The organism is Geitlerinema sp. PCC 7407, assembly GCF_000317045.1.
Lineage (GTDB): Bacteria > Cyanobacteriota > Cyanobacteriia > PCC-7407 > PCC-7407 > PCC-7407.
Window position 1 is genome coordinate 3,583,757 of the sequence record NC_019703.1, and the last position, 17,437, is coordinate 3,601,193.

The 17,437-nt window shown below is 60.4% G+C and carries 9 protein-coding genes and 1 pseudogene; 8 read left to right on the plus strand and 2 right to left on the minus strand.

Features of this window, described 5'->3' with window-relative positions; all coding sequences use genetic code 11:
* The first annotated feature begins 53 nt into the window (after window positions 1-53).
* Window positions 54-4,025, plus strand: a complete 3,972-nt coding sequence (locus GEI7407_RS14480) for a DNA-directed RNA polymerase subunit beta' (protein WP_015172946.1) — start codon at window positions 54-56, stop codon at window positions 4,023-4,025.
* Between the two features lie 98 nt (window positions 4,026-4,123).
* Here GEI7407_RS14480 and dapB read toward each other — a convergent pair whose 3' ends face one another.
* A complete protein-coding gene (gene dapB, locus GEI7407_RS14485) occupies window positions 4,124-4,951 on the minus strand; it encodes a 4-hydroxy-tetrahydrodipicolinate reductase (RefSeq protein WP_015172947.1) in 828 nt (275 codons plus the stop codon).
* A 55-nt stretch (window positions 4,952-5,006) separates the two neighbouring features.
* Window positions 5,007-5,402: pseudogene (locus tag GEI7407_RS20400) on the minus strand (RNA-guided endonuclease InsQ/TnpB family protein); the annotation flags it as partial.
* A gap of 811 nt (window positions 5,403-6,213) precedes the next feature.
* Between GEI7407_RS20400 and GEI7407_RS14490 the strand changes: the two are divergent.
* The 7 genes from GEI7407_RS14490 to folP all read left to right on the plus strand — a co-directional run bounded on the left by GEI7407_RS14490 (window position 6,214) and on the right by folP (window position 17,436).
* A complete protein-coding gene (locus GEI7407_RS14490) occupies window positions 6,214-8,664 on the plus strand; it encodes an EAL domain-containing protein (protein ID WP_015172948.1) in 2,451 nt (816 codons plus the stop codon).
* A 128-nt stretch (window positions 8,665-8,792) separates the two neighbouring features.
* Window positions 8,793-11,270 (plus strand): CHASE2 domain-containing serine/threonine-protein kinase, encoded by a 2,478-nt coding sequence (locus GEI7407_RS21700; RefSeq protein WP_015172949.1) that lies wholly within the window; start codon window positions 8,793-8,795, stop codon window positions 11,268-11,270.
* Between the two features lie 139 nt (window positions 11,271-11,409).
* Window positions 11,410-12,537 (plus strand): magnesium chelatase ATPase subunit I, encoded by a 1,128-nt coding sequence (gene bchI / locus GEI7407_RS14500; RefSeq protein WP_015172950.1) that lies wholly within the window; start codon window positions 11,410-11,412, stop codon window positions 12,535-12,537.
* Between the two features lie 3 nt (window positions 12,538-12,540).
* Entirely contained in the window at window positions 12,541-13,035 is a 495-nt protein-coding gene (ruvC, locus tag GEI7407_RS14505; RefSeq protein ID WP_015172951.1) for a crossover junction endodeoxyribonuclease RuvC, read from the plus strand.
* 122 nt (window positions 13,036-13,157) lie between these two features.
* Window positions 13,158-15,305: a polyribonucleotide nucleotidyltransferase gene (locus GEI7407_RS14510; RefSeq protein WP_015172952.1), complete on the plus strand. Its 2,148-nt coding sequence runs from the start codon at window positions 13,158-13,160 to the stop codon at window positions 15,303-15,305.
* Between the two features lie 343 nt (window positions 15,306-15,648).
* The gene (tpiA, locus tag GEI7407_RS14515; RefSeq protein ID WP_015172953.1) at window positions 15,649-16,374 is read left to right on the plus strand and encodes a triose-phosphate isomerase; all 726 of its coding nucleotides are present in this window, start codon (window positions 15,649-15,651) and stop codon (window positions 16,372-16,374) included.
* 177 nt (window positions 16,375-16,551) lie between these two features.
* Window positions 16,552-17,436, plus strand: coding sequence for a dihydropteroate synthase (folP, locus tag GEI7407_RS14520; RefSeq protein WP_015172954.1), 885 nt, complete (start codon window positions 16,552-16,554; stop codon window positions 17,434-17,436).
* Window position 17,437 lies beyond the last annotated feature (1 nt).

The window sequence follows — 17,437 nt, forward strand, 5'->3', positions numbered from 1 at the left end:
AGCTCGGACTGGGTCAGAACGCAGCAGTATAGGGAAGAGGCGCAAGGTTAACGATGGCACAGCAAAATTCTGGTCAGAAGCCCGAGCAGGTGGTTTTTCGCAACCGAGTCGTTGATAAGGGACAGCTCAAGAAGCTGATCGCGTGGGCGTTTACCCATTACGGGACGGCTCGTACGGCGCAGGTGGCTGACGAGCTCAAGGGCTTGGGCTTCCAGTATGCGACGCGGGCGGGGGTGTCGATCAGCGTTGATGATTTGAAGGTCCCTCCCAGTAAGCGTCAATTGCTGGAGTCTGCGGAGCAGAAGATTCGGGCAACGGAGGAGCGCTACTCTCGCGGCGAGATTACGGAGGTGGAGCGATTCCAGAAGGTGATTGACACCTGGAATGGCACCAGTGAAGAGCTCAAGGATGAGGTGGTTCGCTATTTCCGCTCGAACGACCCGCTGAATTCGGTGTACATGATGGCGTTCTCGGGAGCGCGGGGTAATATTTCCCAGGTTCGCCAGCTGGTGGGCATGCGGGGCCTGATGGCGGATCCGCAAGGGGAAATTATTGATATTCCGATTAAGACCAATTTCCGAGAGGGTCTGACGGTTACGGAGTACATTATTTCGTCTTACGGCGCTCGTAAGGGTCTGGTAGACACGGCGCTGCGGACGGCGGACTCGGGTTATCTGACGCGCCGTCTGGTGGATGTGTCTCAGGATGTGATTATTCGAGAGATCGACTGCGGAACGGAGCGCGGCATTACAATCCGGCCGATGACGGATGGCGATCGCGTGCTGATCCCGCTGGGCGATCGCCTGCTGGGTCGAGTCTTGGCTCGGGATGTTGTGCATCCTGAAACGGGCGAGGTGATCGCGACGCGCAACCAAGATATTTCTGAAGACTTGGCGCGGTTGATCGATCGCTCTGGGGTTGCCAGTGTGGTGGTGCGATCGCCCCTCACCTGCGAGGCCACTCGCTCGGTGTGTCAGCACTGCTACGGCTGGAGCTTGGCCCACGCCCACTTTGTGGATCTCGGAGAAGCCGTGGGGATCATTGCGGCTCAGTCCATTGGTGAGCCGGGTACCCAGCTGACGATGCGGACCTTCCACACGGGCGGCGTCTTCACCGGAGAAATGGCTCGTCTGGTGCGCGCTCCCTTCGACGGCGTGATTCGTCACCCCAAACGACTGCGGGCTCGCGCCTTCCGGACCCGTCACGGCGACGACGCGCTGGTGATCGAGAGCAACATCGAGGTAATCCTCGAGGGCGAGAACAACCGCAAGGAAACCATCAGCATTCCCCAGAGTTCGACCCTCTACACCCAAGACGGCGATCGCGTCATCAAAGACCAGATGCTGGCCGAAGTCTTGCTGGGTGGTCGCGGTCGCAAATCCACCGAGAAAGCGACCAAAGACGTGGCCTCCGACCTCGCTGGCGAAGTGCGCTTTGACCAGGTCCAGCCGGAAGAAAAGAAAGACCGTCAGGGCAACACCACCCGCATCGCTCAGCGAGGCGGCCTGATCTGGGTTCTCTCGGGTGAGGTGTACAACCTGCTGCCGGGCGCAGAACCGACGGTCAAAAACGGCGATCGCGTTGGCGACAACGACGTTCTCGCCGAAACCAAACTCGTCACCGAGCACGGCGGTCTCGTACGTCTTCCCCAAGAAAACGAGGGTAAAGGCGGCCGCGAAGTCGAGATCATCACCGCCTCCGTCCTGCTCGACCAAGCGCAAGTTCGCGCCGAAAGCTACCAAGGCCGCGAGCACTACCTGATCGAGACCAGCAACGGTCAGCGCTTCTCCCTCAAAGCCGCTCCCGGCACCAAAGTCCTGAGTAACCAAGTCGTTGCCGAGCTCATCGACGATCGCTACCGCACCAACACCGGCGGCATCATCAAATTCTCCGGCGTCGAAGTCTCCAAAAAAGGCAAAGCCAAGCAAGGCTACGAAGTGATCCAGGGCGGCACCATCCTCTGGATTCCGGAAGAAGCCCACGAAGTCAACAAAGACATCTCCCTGCTCATGGTGGAAGACGGCCAGTACGTCGAAGCCGGCACCGAGGTTGTCAAAGACATCTTCTGCCAGAGCAGCGGCGTCGTAGAAGTCACGCAGAAAAACGACATTCTGCGCGAGATCGTCATCAAGCCCGGCGATCTGCACATGGTGGATCATCCAGATGAAATGATCAGCCAAGACGGTAGTCTCGCCAACGCGGGTCAAGAAGTTCTGCCCGGCGTCACCGCCACCGAACTTCGCTACATCGAGTATGTGGAAACCCCCGAAGGCCCCGCCGTCCTGCTGCGTCCTGTCACCGAGTTCCACGTCCCCGACGACCCCGCCGTCCCGAGCCAAGAGTCCACGGTTGCCGAAGGCCCCGAGGACGCTGGCCGCTCCATCCGTCTGCGCGCTATCCAGCGGATTCCGTACAAAGACGGCGAGCGCGTCAAATCGGTCGAGGGTCTAGAGCTGCTGAGAACCCAACTCATTCTTGAAATCGATCAAGAAGGGCCCCAGCCTCTGGCCGCCGACATCGAGCTCATTCCCGATGAGGAAGATTCCGAGGTCCTGCGCCTCCAGCTCGTGATCTTGGAATCCCTCGTGATTCGCCGTGACGTCGCCGCTGATCCCACTCAAGGCAGCACTCACACCCGTCTCCTTGTCCAAGACGGCGACCAGATCGCAGCCGGTGCAGTCGTTGCCCGCACCGAGATCCAGTGTAAGGAAGCAGGTGAAGTACGCGGTATTCGCGAAGGCAGCGAAGCCATTCGTCGTGTGCTGGTGGTTCGCAGCGCCGATCGCTTCTCCATCAACACCGAGGGCAAGAAAGTCACCGTCAAGCCCGGCGATCTCATCGTTGCTGGCTCAACCCTAGCGCCGGGTCTCGTCGCTGAAGAGTCAGGCCAGGTTGTGGGGGTGACCGATAGTGAAATTGTGCTGCGCATTGCACGTCCCTATCGCGTCTCTCCCGGTGCCGTCCTGCACGTCGATGACGGCAGCCTGGTTCAGCGGGGCGACAATCTGGTGCTGCTGGTGTTTGAGCGGGCCAAGACGGGCGACATCATTCAGGGTCTCCCGAGAATTGAGGAGCTGCTGGAAGCCCGCAAACCGAAAGAGGCCTGTGTCTTGGCAGTTCGCCCGGGTAATGCTCAGGTGGTCTTCAACGAAGACGAAGCTGTCGAGATCAAGATCATCGAGGATGACGGCGTCATCACCGAGTACCCCATCGGCTCTGGCCAAAACGTCATTGTGTCCGATGGCCAGCGGGTCAACGTCGCGGAGCGTCTCACGGATGGCCCTGCGAACCCCCACGAAATTCTCGAGAGCCTCTTCCGATTCCATCGGGAAAGCAAGGGCGTTCACGAAGCGGCGCTGATCAGCCTCGAGGCGGTTCAGACGTTCCTGGTGAACGAAGTGCAGTCGGTGTACCAGTCTCAGGGCATCGATATCTCTGACAAGCACATCGAAGTGATCGTGCGTCAGATGACGTCCAAGGCTCGGATCGACGATGGCGGTGATACGACGATGCTGCCGGGTGAGCTGGTCGAGCTCTACCAGGTGGAGCAAGTCAACGAAGCCATGTCGATCACGGGTGGCGCGCCGGCTGAGTACACGCCGGTCCTGCTGGGCATCACCAAGGCATCGCTGAACACGGACAGCTTTATTTCGGCAGCGAGCTTCCAGGAAACGACTCGCGTCCTGACGGAAGCCGCGATCGAAGGCAAGTCCGACTGGCTGCGAGGTCTGAAGGAAAACGTGATCATCGGTCGTCTGATTCCGGCGGGTACGGGCTTCAATGCCTACGAGGAGGTTTCGAGCACGGACGTCGATCTGTCCTATGACGGCAGCAGCATTCTCGATGAGGATGTTGATTTCCAAAATGTCGTGCTTGACGATCGCACCGCTCGTAGCTACGGTCTGGAGCCGGGCTTCGAAGACCGGATGGGTTATGGCTTTGAATCTCGTCTGCGAGATGATTTGCCATCGCCCATCCTGGATGACGGAGAGTCCTACGACGCGATGGACGAAGAGGACGAGTAAGCGATCGCCTTGAGGTCGTCGCCTCGATAACCAGAATCCCCCTCTAACCTAAGGGTCAGAGGGGGATATTTTTGCTGACCCAGAAAGGGGCGATCACCCTAGAGCAGCTTCTCTAGGCCGTAGACCAAGGACTTGAGCTGCAGGACTTTGCGGACGGTCAGCAGCACGCCCGGCATGTAGCACGCGCGATCGGAGGTGTCGTGACGCAGGATGTAGGTCTCCCCCGGCGACCCAAAAATCACCTCTTGGTGCGCGATCAGCCCCGGCAAGCGAATGCTGTGAATGCGAATGCCTTCCCCAGCCTCGGCCCCTCGAGCCCCTTTCATCTTCTCGGTCTCTTCGACCAGAGGAGGGTTAAAGGTTTTGCCCATTTCTGCGAGCAGCTCCGCCGTTTTGACGGCGGTGCCGCTGGGCGCATCGGCTTTTTGATTGTGGTGCAGCTCGATAATTTCTACGTGATCGTAGTGCTTGGAGGCCTGAATCGCAGCCTGCTGCAATAGGACCATCCCAATGGAGAAGTTGGGAATGAGGGCGCATCCCATGCTGGCTTTGTCTGCAAACTCGGCTAGCTCCTGAATTTGCTCAGGGCTCAGACCCGTGGTGCCCACCACGGGCCGCACACCGTAGGCGATCGCCGCCCGAATGTTCTCATATACCGATTTAGGATGGGTAAAATCCACCAAGACCGCCGGATCGCGCTGCTGAGCCGCAAACGCCAGCGTCGCCTCCAGATCCTGCGTGATTGGCACCTCTAGAGGACCACACCCCGCCACTTCCCCTGCGTCCTTCCCCTGGCATTCTGGCGATAGATCTACAGCACCTAACAAGGTCATATCCGGTGCACTGGCTACAGCTTTCACCACCTCACGGCCCATCTTACCGGCTGCCCCATTGACCACGACCGGAATTTGCAGTTGAGTCGCCATACTTAAAGATCTACTTTTGTCGCAATAAGGGCATTCTAGGACACGTGACATACTCCTACACCGACACTGACATATACGGTGTAGGCTGCTCAGTGACCCCTGATAACCCATCGGGCGTTTCCTGAGCTTTATTGATGAAATGCCCTACCGCCAAAGACTTGATGTTGACCGCTGCATTGTGGTCACGGTCTATCGTCAGCCCGCACTCAGGACAGGCATGAATCCTGTCCTCAAGTGTCTTGGGAACTTTGACTCCGCAGCCAGAGCAGTCCTGAGACGTGCCGCTGGGATTCACTGCAACCGTCAACAACCCGGCTCTTTCAGCCTTGACTGCCAAGATTTGCAGGAACTGGCCCTAGCCAGCATCGTGAGTTGACTTTGCCAGTTTGCTCCTGGCAATGCCTCGAATATTCAGCTTTTCATGGGCGACATGCTTTCCCTGGGATACAAGGCTCAGAGGGCATGACAGACCGTCTCTAGCGGACCTGCTTGGGCAGGCACTCTGCAACTCCCACGGACACGACCTCCAGTTAGCCAGAGGCTTTGGGCCATCTACTCTAGTCCGCAAGGGAGACGGAGCGCGGCCCCAAAGCCGTGATCCCCAATTCTGCGCTTGCCGCTGAGGCTCCGCATAATTTCAGGACGTTCCTGATGGCTTGAGTTAGGCTTGACAAAGTATTAGAGAACGGCAGATTTCTGTCCAGGGTTAGCGTCTTAACTGTTGAGTCTTCGGTTTATCGTTCACCAGTGCATCTACTGCTTGAGTCATTCATGGGTCTGCCTCACTCACTCAGCCCTCACTCCATCCTTGTTGAGAATTTCTTAAACCCTAAGTTTGTCGATCGCTAATCAATCTGCTAGCGAATCAACTTGCGGAAAAACATTTCACCCCTAGGGCAACGAAGGAAGCGCGGGTGCGGTCTCTGTTGCCCTTGCTTTCGCAGAAGAGTGGATGCTTTTCCGTATAGGGAACCAGGCATCTGGTATTGTTTGCTCACCAGAAAGACTCAGGGTGTTTTTGCAGTCCACTAGGATTTGCAATGGCTTGAAGCGCTGTCGCTCTTAGAGCAGCATTCACACCTCCATCCCTGTTGTCTTGTTTTGACTTTGTGTTGATGTCCCCGTGTTCAAATCCTGGTCTTCTCTAGATTTCTGTGCTCGCTAAGTTCTCTCGGCACTTGTATCTCAACTCTTTTTCGGCGCTCCGTCGGCAGCTTCGACAAGGCACTTTGAGGCTCACAGGCCCTACATTGAGCCGCTCAATGCTGCTGACTAGCTTGATCATGACGGGGCTAGTTTTGGGTGTCAGGCAGGTAGGCGGCTTGCAGGCGCTTGAGCTGGCGGCGTTTGACTGGATAGTGCGGCTACAGCCGAATGCAAATCCAGACCCGCGGCTGCTAATTGTGGCGATCTCTGAGACGGATATCCAGGCGCAACAGAGCTGGCCGATTTCGGATCGGTCAATGCTGCGGCTTCTGCAAAAGCTGGAGGCGATGGAGCCGGCGGTGGTCGGGCTGGATATTTATCGAGATGTGCCTCAGCCGCCGGGGACGCAGGAGCTGCTGAGCTATCTCCGGCAGTCTGATGTGGTCACAATTACCAATATTGGGACGCCGGAAGGTGGAGGAGTACCGGCTCCTCGGGGCGTTTCTGAGACGCTGGTGGGCTTCAATGATGTGGTGCTCGACCCGGATGGGGTGATTCGCCGAAACCTGCTGTTTGCGTCGGATCAGGGGAAGGTGCTGCACAGTTTTTCGCTGCGGCTGGCGCTGAGATATTTGGCGCTTCAGGGGATTGAGCCGGCCAGCAGTGCCCGCGATCGCTCGGTGATGCGGCTCAGGAATCGGGTGTTTGAGCCGCTGTCGCCGACGGCGGGGGGCTACCAAGATTTGGATGCGCGGGGCTACCAAATTTTGATGCATTACCGGTCGTCGACGAGTATCGCGCGGCAGGTGACGCTGACCCAGGTGCTCCAGGGCGAGGTGGATCCGGACTGGGTGAAGGGGAAGGTGGTGCTGATTGGGGCGACGGCTCGCAGCACGAAGGATTTGTTTGCGACGCCCTACCGGTCTGCTTCGCGGCCGGAGCATTTGACGGCGGGGATTTTGATTCAGGCTCAAATGGTGAGCCAGATCTTGGGGGCGGTGCTGGATGATCAGCGGCTGATTTGGTTTTGGGGTGATGGGGGGGAGGTGCTGTGGATTTTGGGCTGGTCGCTGATCGGGGGGGTTTTGGCCTGGCGGGTCTATCATCCGGCGCTGCTGGGGGTGGGGGAGGCGATCGCCCTGAGCGGGCTATTTGGGCTGTGTTTTTTGGCCTATACCCAGGCGGGCTGGATCCCGCTGGTGCCGGCGGCGATCGCGCTGGTGGTCACCAGTGCAACGGTGGTCACCCAGCGGGCAGTCTACAGCGCCTTTCACGATGACCTGACGGGGCTGCCCAACCGGGCCATGTTTAGCAAGCTTCTGCAGCGGGCGATCGCCCGCACCCACCACCAGCCCGACTATTTGTTTATCGTGCTGTTCTTGGGGCTAGACCGCTTCAAGACGATCAACGAAAGCCTGGGCCACACGGTGGGCGATCGACTGCTGGTGTCAATCGCCCAGCGGTTGCGGGCCTGTCTGCGACCGGGAGATCGCCTCGCCCGCGTCGGCGGCGACGAATTCGCCATCTTGCTCGAAGCCGTCGATGACCTCAGCACCGCCATGCAGGTCACCCACCAGGTGCAGCAAGAGCTGACCCAGTCCTTTATCGTGGACGAGCACGAAATCTTCACCACGGTCAGCGTCGGCATCGCCTTCAACCAGAGCGGCTACGAGCACCGCCCCGAAGAGCTGCTCCGCGACGCCCACACCGCCATGTATCGCGCCAAGTCCCTCGGCAAAGCCCGCCACGAAATCTTTGCCAAAGGGATGCGCCAGCAAGCCGTCACCCGGCTCCAGCTGGAAACCGACCTGCGGCGAGCCCTCGAGCGCAACGAATTTCACCTGCGCTATCAGCCGTTCGTGTGTCTCAAAAGCGGCAAAATCGCTGGTTTCGAAGCTCTTCTGCGCTGGCAGCATCCCCACCGGGGCCTAGTCTCGCCGGGAGAATTTATTCCGGTGGCCGAAGAAACCGGGCTGATCATTCCCATCGGTCAGTGGACCCTCGATCAGGCCTGCAACCAAATCTGTCAGTGGCAGAGCCTCTTTCCCCAGTCGCCGCCCCTCAGCGTCAGCGTCAATCTCTCCGGCCGCCAGCTTTCCCAGCCCGAGCTGGTCGATCACATCCAGACGGTGCTGACCCAGACGTGTCTGGAGCCCTCCAGCCTGAAACTAGAGATTACAGAGAGCGTCGTCATGGATGATGTGGAGTCTACGATCACGCTGCTCCAGCGGCTGCGGGGTCTGCATCTCCAGCTCAGCATCGACGACTTTGGCACAGGCTACTCCTCGCTGAGCTATCTGCACCGGTTCCCCACCAACACCCTCAAGATCGATCGCTCCTTTGTGAGCCACATGACGGATGCCAGTGAAAATGCAGAGATTGCTCGCACCATCATTTTGTTGGGACACAACCTGGGCATGGATATCATTGCAGAAGGAATCGAGACGGCTGATCAACTGGCCCATCTACGGGCTCTTGGCTGCGAGTATGGCCAAGGCTACTTCTTTGCGCCCGCGCTGGTGGTGGAGGAGGCGGAGGATCTTTTGCGGCGGATGCCAACGTGGTGAGCAAGCGGAGGATTTCGCTCATTTGATGGCCAGAGCCAGAGCACCTTGGGGCTGCGCTGGGCCTGGAAAAGGGCAAGCCTGCGGGGGCTGCCGTTGAAGTTGAGCGGGAAAGAGCGTGCAGTGAAACCATGAGACGATTGCGCCGGTTTTTTCAGGATCTGCGGGGCTGGACGCCTCCGGCGAAGTCTTTGGGCGACTGGCAGCGCTGGCGCCGCCGGGTTGGACATCCCGTTTTGCTGACCAGTGTGGTGGTGACGGGCGGCCTTTTGGTCGGGCAAGAGCTGGGCTGGCTGGAGGTGGCTGAACTGCAAGCGTTCGATCGCCTGGTGCAGCTGCGTCCCACGGGAGAGAGCGATCCGCGACTGCTGGTGGTCGGGATTACGGAGGAGGACATCGAGCAGCGTCAGGAGTGGCCGCTGTCTGACCAAACGGTGGCGGAGGCGCTGGAGATTTTGCAGCGCGATCGCCCCCGGGCCATTGGCGTGGACATTTACCGCTCGACGCCGCAGCCGCCGGGGCGCGATCGCCTTTTGAAGGCGCTGGCAGCTCCCAATGTGATTGCCATTACCAAGCTAGGAGACGCGACTTCGGCGGGGGTGGCGCCGCCACCGGGCGTCCCTCCCGAGCGCGTGGGCTTCAATGACTACGTGGTGGACGTGGACGGCACGGTGCGGCGCAGCTTGCTGATCGGCACGGTCGACAATCAGGTGTACTATTCCCTCGCGTGGCGACTGGCGATCGCCTATCTGGCCGCAGAGGGCGTCCAGCCGCGCAACCAGCCGCCGAACCTGCGAAGGATTTTCTTGGGAGAGGCGATCTTGGAGCCCTTGACCCGGCGAGCGGGGGGCTACCACAATCTCGATACGCGCGGCTATCAGCTGCTACTGGACTACCACTCTTTTGATCGGGTGAGTCGGCAGGTGAGTTTGAGCCAGCTCCTGCGGGGCGAGGTCCAAGAGGAGTGGGTCCGGGGCAAGGTGGTCCTCCTGGGGACGGTGGCTCCGAGCGCCAAGGATTTGTTTGCGACGCCTTACAGCGCGGCGCGCAAAGAGGCGTACCTCATGCCCGGGGTGACGCTCCACGCTCAGATGGTCAGCCATCTTCTGCGGCTCGCGGAAGGGGAGGAGTCGCTGTTTTGGGGACTGCCCCAGTGGGCAGAGGGGCTTTGGACATGGGGATGGGCGTTGCTCGCAGGGGCGCTGGCGTGGCGGTTTCGTCACCCGCTGGCCTGGGGGGCGGCGGTGGCGATCGCCGTTGGCAGTCTGTTCGGCACTTGCTATGTTTTGTTTCTCAATCTGGGCTGGGTGCCGCTGGTGCCGCCCTTGCTGGGGGCGATCGCCACGAGTGCCGGGGTTTTGCTGTACCTGAACTATCAGGCCCAGCAGGTCCGGCAGGCTATGCTGGCCCGCGTGCAGGACCAAGAGCGGACCATCGCCCTGCTCCACAGCATCCTGAAGGAAAGTCCCACCGCTCCTAGCCTTCCGTCCGCGATTGGCGAAACAACGGCGCTCTATCAGCCCACGGGCGACACCGGCGAGTCAGACGAGGCGAGCACTGTGGTCTATCAGGGCTCCAGCAGCGTCAATGAAGCGAGCACCGTGGTCTATCAGGGCCAGCCAGAGCAGTTTCCCACGGTGGCGGAGACCTCGAGCGATCCGAACCTGGCCACGACAGACATTGGCTCCAATACGGCCCTTCCTCCCCTGCCTGCTCCCGTGGGCGATCGCCCTCCCAGCAGCGCCCATCGGTCCAGCCTGATCGGCGGGCGCTACCGCATCCAGAGCACCCTCGGCTCGGGCGGCTTCGGCATTACCTACCGCGCCATCGACACCCAGCGACCGCGCGAGCCGGAGTGCGTGATCAAGCGGCTGATGCCAGCCCGCCAAGACACCCGGTTCTTGCAGGTTGCTCGCCGCCTGTTCAATACCGAAGCCGAAATTCTAGAAGTTCTCGGCCATCACGACCAAATTCCTCAACTTTTGGCCTATTTCGAAGAAAATCAGGAGTTTTTTCTGGTGCAGGACTTTGTGCCGGGCCACCCGATCGGCGAAGAGCTGCCCATGGACCAGCGCCAGAGTGAGGAGAGCGTGATCAAGCTGCTCGCGGACCTGCTGGAAATTTTGGTGTTTGTCCACGACCATCACGTGATTCACCGCGACATCAAGCCCAACAACCTGATGCGGCGCGATCGCGATGGACGCCTGATCCTGATTGACTTTGGGGCGGTCAAGCAGATCCAGCCCTCTGGGACCCTAGACGGGCAAGCCGACGAGGAAACCGTCGCCATCGGGACGCGGGGCTACGCGCCGCCGGAGCAGCTAGCTGGCCATCCCAATGTCACGAGCGACCTGTACGCCGCTGGCATGATCGGCGTGCAGGCGCTGACGGGCATTTCGCCCTGGCGCTTGCCGGTGGACCCCGACACCGGCAGCGTCCGCTGGCAGCACTTGGCCAAGGTCAGCGACGAGGTGGGAGACGTCCTCGATCGCATGGTGGCTTATCACTTTAACGATCGCTATCCCTCGGCCAGTGCGGCTCTGCGCGATTTTCGGCAGCTGGCGACGGGCGATCGCCGCCCACCGGTCAGCAGTCTGCGCGATCGCTAACCAGCGCGATCGCGCCACTTTCACACCCATCGCTAGCAGCGGGAAAATCCCCTCAGACGGCATCCCGATCAATTTCCGGGAAGTCTGTATGGCAGAATGATGGAAGTCCCTAGAAATTCATAGGTTTTAGGTAATCCCCGTGAGTTCTACTGTCCCAGCCAGCACCTCAGCCAAAGCAACCCGCCGCCCCATCTTTCCCTTTAGCGCCATCGTGGGCCAAGAGGAGATGAAGTTGGCGCTGATGCTAAATGTCATCGATCCCAAAATTGGCGGGGTGATGATTATGGGCGATCGCGGCACGGGTAAATCCACCACCATCCGCGCCCTCGCGGACCTGCTGCCCGAGATTGAAGTCGTCGCCGATGACCCCTTCAACAGCGATCCGCGCGACCCAGAACTGATGAGCGATGACGTGCGCGCCCGCGTCGAGAACGGCACCGAGCTCCCCGTCGCTCGCAAAAAAGTCCTGATGGTCGACCTGCCCCTCGGTGCTACCGAGGACCGCGTCTGCGGCACCATCGACATCGAAAAAGCCCTCGCCGAAGGCGTCAAAGCCTTTGAACCGGGGCTGCTTGCCAAGGCCAACCGCGGCATTCTCTACGTGGACGAAGTCAACCTGCTCGACGACCACCTGGTCGACGTGCTGCTCGACTCCGCCGCTTCCGGCTGGAACACCGTGGAGCGGGAAGGCATCTCCATTCGCCACCCCGCCCGCTTTGTCCTCGTCGGCTCGGGCAACCCCGAGGAGGGCGAACTGCGTCCCCAGCTGCTCGATCGCTTCGGCATGCACGCCGAGATCCGCACGGTGAAAGAGCCGAACCTGCGCGTCCAGATCGTCGAACAGCGATCGGAGTTTGACCAAGATCCTCCGAGCTTCCTGGAGAAGTACCAAGCTCAGCAGGACGAGATCCAGCAAAAGCTGGTCAGCGCCCGCGATCGCCTTCCCTCTGTGACGATCGCCCACAACATGAAAGTGCAGATCTCCCAAGTGTGCGCCGAGCTCGACGTTGACGGTCTGCGAGGCGACATCGTCACCAACCGCGCCGCCAAAGCTCTGGCCGCCTTCGAGGGCCGCACCGAAGTCACCGTTAACGACATCCAGCGCATCATCGCCCTGTGCCTGCGTCACCGTCTGCGCAAGGATCCCCTCGAGTCCATCGACTCCGGCTACAAGGTCGAGAAGATCTTCTGCCGCGTGTTTGGGCTCCCCGATCCGGAGGCAAACAACAGCGCAACCAATGGCGTTGGCCAACTGAGCGCTCGCTAACGCGTGAAACAACGCATCCTGGGTCTCGATCCAGGGCTGGCTATCTTGGGGTTTGGGGTGGTACTGTGCCCGCGATCGCGATCGCGCCAGGGCGACAGCCTCCCTGAACCCCTTGATTTTGGCGTGATCCAGACCCCCGCCAACACCGACATCGGCCTGCGCCTCAACACCATCTACGAAGACCTCCACACCCTGCTCGATCGGTGGCAGCCCGACCTCGTCGCCATCGAAAAGTTTTTCTTCTATCGCATGGGAAACACCATTCCCGTCGCCCAGGCGCGCGGCGTCATTCTGCTGGTCCTCGCCCAGCACCAGGTGCCCCTGATCGAGTTCACCCCCGCCCAGATCAAGCAGGCCATCACCGGCTACGGCAACGCCGAAAAGCGCGAAGTCCAGGCCGCTGTCGCTCGAGAGCTGTCGCTGAGTGAAATTCCTAGGCCGGACGACGCCGCCGATGCCCTCGCAGTCGCTCTGGCCGCCTGGTTTCAGCAAAGCTGAGTCCCTGGGGAGAAATATTCCCCCCTCCCCTTGACAACCTGCGATTGTATGCTTAGCAGGCCCAGTTCATCAGTGCTACGATTGCCAGAGAGAATGTGAAAAATGTAAGGAACAAGCATTACATGGAAGAGGTTGATAAGTCGATATCCTTCGATGGTCGGGATATTCGGCTCAAAGTAGGCCTGTTGGCCCCCCAAGCAGGCGGCTCAGTCCTGATTGAATCTGGGGATACCTCGGTTTTGGTCACAGCTACGCGCGCTGGGGCACGAGAAGGCATTGATTTCTTGCCGCTGCTGGTGGATTACGAAGAGAGAATGTACGCCGGTGGCCGGATTCCGGGCGGATTTCTGCGCCGGGAGGGACGTCCTCCGGAGCGAGCAACCCTGATTTGCCGGTTGATTGACCGCCCGATGCGGCCCCTGTTCCCTCAGTGGCTGCGCGAAGACATTCAGGTGGTTGCGACCACGATGTCGATGGATGAGCGGGTCCCGCCCGATGTTCTAGCCGTGACGGGTGCTTCGATCGCCACCATCCTGGCCCAAATTCCCTTCAATGGCCCCATGGCAGCCGTGCGCGTCGGCTTAGTGGGCGATGACTTCATCATCAATCCGACCTACAGCGAAATCGAGAATGGTGACCTCGACCTAGTCGTGGCAGGCTCCCCCGAAGGCGTGATCATGGTGGAGGCCGGCGCTAATCAGCTGCCCGAGCAGGACATCATCGAGGCGATCGACTTTGGCTATGAGGCGGTGCGCGACCTGATTCAGGCCCAGCGCGACCTGATGAAGGAGCTCGGCATCGAGCTGATCCAGGTCGCCCCGCCGGAGGTCGACCCGACTCTGGAGAATTTCATTCGCGATCGCGCCACCGACGGCATCAAAGCCGTTCTGCGCAAGTTTGAGCTTGATAAGCCCAGCCGCGATGCAGAGCTCGACACGATCAAAGAGAGCGTCGCTGCGGCGATCGCCGAGCTGCCAGACGGCAGTCCGGTCCAAGCCGTCGTCGCCGAAAGCCCCAAAACCCTGGGCAATGTCTTCAAGAGCGTGACCAAAGAGCTGATGCGTCGCCAGATCGTCGAGGACGGCGTCCGCGTCGATGGCCGCAAGCTCGATCAGGTGCGCCCCATCAGCAGCCGCGTTGGCGTCCTGCCCCAGCGGGTCCACGGCAGCGCCCTCTTCCAGCGGGGCCTCACCCAGGTCCTGTCGGTCGTGACCCTCGGGACCCCCGGCGATGCCCAGGAGCTCGACGATCTGCACCCCGACGAGCAGAAGCGCTATCTGCACCACTACAACATGCCGCCCTACTCGGTCGGCGAGACTCGCCCCATGCGATCGCCCGGTCGCCGAGAAATCGGTCACGGTGCCCTCGCCGAGCGGGCCATTCTGCCGGTCCTGCCCAAGCAAGAAGAGTTCCCCTACGTGATTCGGGTGGTCTCTGAGGTGCTGTCTTCCAACGGTTCCACCTCCATGGGCTCCGTGTGCGGCTCCACCCTGGCGCTGATGCACGCCGGCGTCCCCATCACCAAGCCCGTCAGCGGCGCGGCCATGGGCCTGATCAAGGAAGGCGATGAGGTGCGCATCCTCACCGACATCCAGGGCATCGAAGACTTCTTGGGTGACATGGACTTCAAAGTGGCCGGTACCGATGCCGGTATCACGGCGCTCCAGATGGACATGAAGATCAACGGTCTGCCGGTGAGCGTGGTGGCTGACGCCATCAAGCAAGCCTACGCCGCGCGGATGCACATCCTGGGCAAGATGCTCGAGAGCATCGATACCCCCAGCGCCGAGCTGTCGCCCTTTGCGCCGCGCCTGCTCACCATCAAGATCGACCCCGACCTGATCGGTTTGGTGATCGGACCGGGCGGCAAGACGATCAAGGGCATCACCGAAGCAACGGGAGCCAAGATCGACATTGAGGACAGCGGCATCGTCACGGTGTCTGCGGTGGACAGCCAGAAGGCCAAGCAAGCCCTGCAAATCATTCAGGGCATGACCCGCAAGCTGAACGCGGGCGATGTCTATGTCGGTCGCGTCACGCGGATTATTCCCATCGGCGCTTTTGTGGAATTCTTGCCCGGTAAGGAAGGCATGATCCACATTTCGCAGCTGGCGGACTATCGCGTGGGCCGCGTCGAAGATGAAGTAGCGGTGGGCGACGAGGTGATCGTCAAGGTCCGCGAAATTGATAACAAGGGTCGGATCAACCTGACGCGCTTGGGCATCCATCCTGACGAAGCCAATGCGGCTCGCGAAGCGACCAACTCCTAAGCCAGCGCCTTGGGACTGCGCTTTAGGATTGCGCAGTCATTGATCGCTGTATAGCAACTGTTAAGCCCGGTTTGCCCGGGCTTTGCCCGTTTTTGGGCGATCGCCCCGCCCGCCCTCGCCAGATTGACCTCTACGGATGTCCCCCTAAGGCTTTAGACTGTAGGGTGCATCAACAGCAATTTTCCGGTGGCTGACACCAAATCTTGCCTTGCATCTTTGGCGATGGAAATTGCTGGGATACGCGTCCACCGAGGCCCTATCGGCTCAGCGGGCGATCGCCTCGGACTAGGTCAGCGATGGAGATGCAGTTTGTAGCGTTCTAAAAGATTGACTGGGATCACCTGTGCGGAAAATTGTTATCGCTGGTAACTGGAAAATGCATAAGACCCAGGCCGAGTCCCTGGAGTTCTTGCAAGCTCTGCTGCCTCATCTGACAGAGACATCTGACGACCGAGAAGTTGTGCTGTGTGCGCCCTTCACCGCCCTTAGCGCTCTTTCCAAGAGCCTGCACGGCAGCCTGATTCGCGTCGGTGCCCAAAACATTCACTGGGAAGACCAGGGTGCCTACACGGGGGAGATCTCCGGCGCCATGCTCACCGAGCTGGGCGTGCGCTACGTCGTCGTGGGCCACAGCGAGCGCCGTCAGTACTTTGGCGAAACTGACGAGACGGTCAACCTCCGCCTCAAGGCCGCTCAAAAGCATGGCCTCATTCCCATTTTGTGCGTGGGCGAGACGAAGCAGCAGCGGGACGCTGGCGAAACGGAGGCCGTGATCTCGCGCCAGATCGAGCAAGATTTGGTCGGGGTGGATCAGCAGCAGCTGGTAATCGCCTACGAACCCATTTGGGCGATCGGCACCGGGGACACCTGCGAGTCCAGCGAGGCCAACCGGGTCATCGGCCTGATCCGTAGTCAGCTCAAGAATCCCCAGGTTTCGATCCAGTACGGCGGCTCTGTGAAGCCGGACAACATCGACGAGATCATGGCTCAGCCCGAGATCGACGGGGCCTTGGTAGGCGGCGCTAGCCTGCAGCCTGAGGGCTTTGCCCGCATCGTCAACTTCCAGTAGGCGCTGCTGAAAATCGGCTTTGCGGGGCGATCGCCCCGCAGAGTCACCAGAGCGGGGCAGAAAGGGGCGATCGCTCAGTTCTTGCCCCGCTTTGCGGCGCTGTCCTAGAGCTTTCCCTGAGATCCGGGCTTTGGGCACGCTTTTTATTTTTTATAAATCCAGAGTATATTAGCGGCCATGGATGAGGCTTCTTCAAGCCAGGGGGCATTTTCTCCCTGGCGTTTTCGCGACCATACCTTTACCTGGGGTCAGCGAACCTACCTGATGGGCGTCCTGAACGTGACGCCGGACAGCTTCAGCGACGGGGGACAGTATCACTCCGTCGAGCTGGCGACCCAGCACGCGCGCCAGATGATCGCTGACGGGGCGGACATTCTGGATTTGGGCGGCCAGTCGACGCGGCCCAATGCCGAGGTAGTGTCGCTGGACGAAGAGCTTAATCGCATCCTGCCGGTGATCGAGAAGGTGCGCCAGGAGTCCTCGATTCCGATTTCGGTGGATACGACGCGGGCGACGGTGGCTCGGGCGGCGATCGCCGCGGGCGCCGACATCGTCAATGACGTTTCGGGGGGCACCTTCGATCCGGCGATGCTAGCGGTCGTGGCCGAGATCGAAGCGCCCCTGATGGTGATGCACCTGCGGGGCACGCCCAAAACCATGCAGCAGCTCACCCACTACGACGACTTGATCGGGGAAATTTGTCAGTTTCTGGGCGATCGCGTTCAGGCTGCTCTTGGTGCTGGGATTCCCCAGAGCCGCATCGTGGTGGATCCAGGCATCGGCTTTGCCAAAACCTTCGAGCAGAATTTAGAAATCCTGCGCCAGACCTCAGCATTCCGGTCCCTAGGCTGCCCGGTGCTGATCGGGCCGTCTCGCAAAAGCTTCATTGGTCACATTTTGCAGCAGCCCGACCCCCAGCAGCGGGTCTGGGGCACTGCCGCCGCCTGCTGCGCGGCGATCGCTGGCGGAGCAGATATCCTGCGGGTCCACGACGTCGCCGCCATGCGGGATGTGTGCCGGGTAGCCGATGCCCTCTGGCGATCGCCCCACCCAGCGGCCTAGC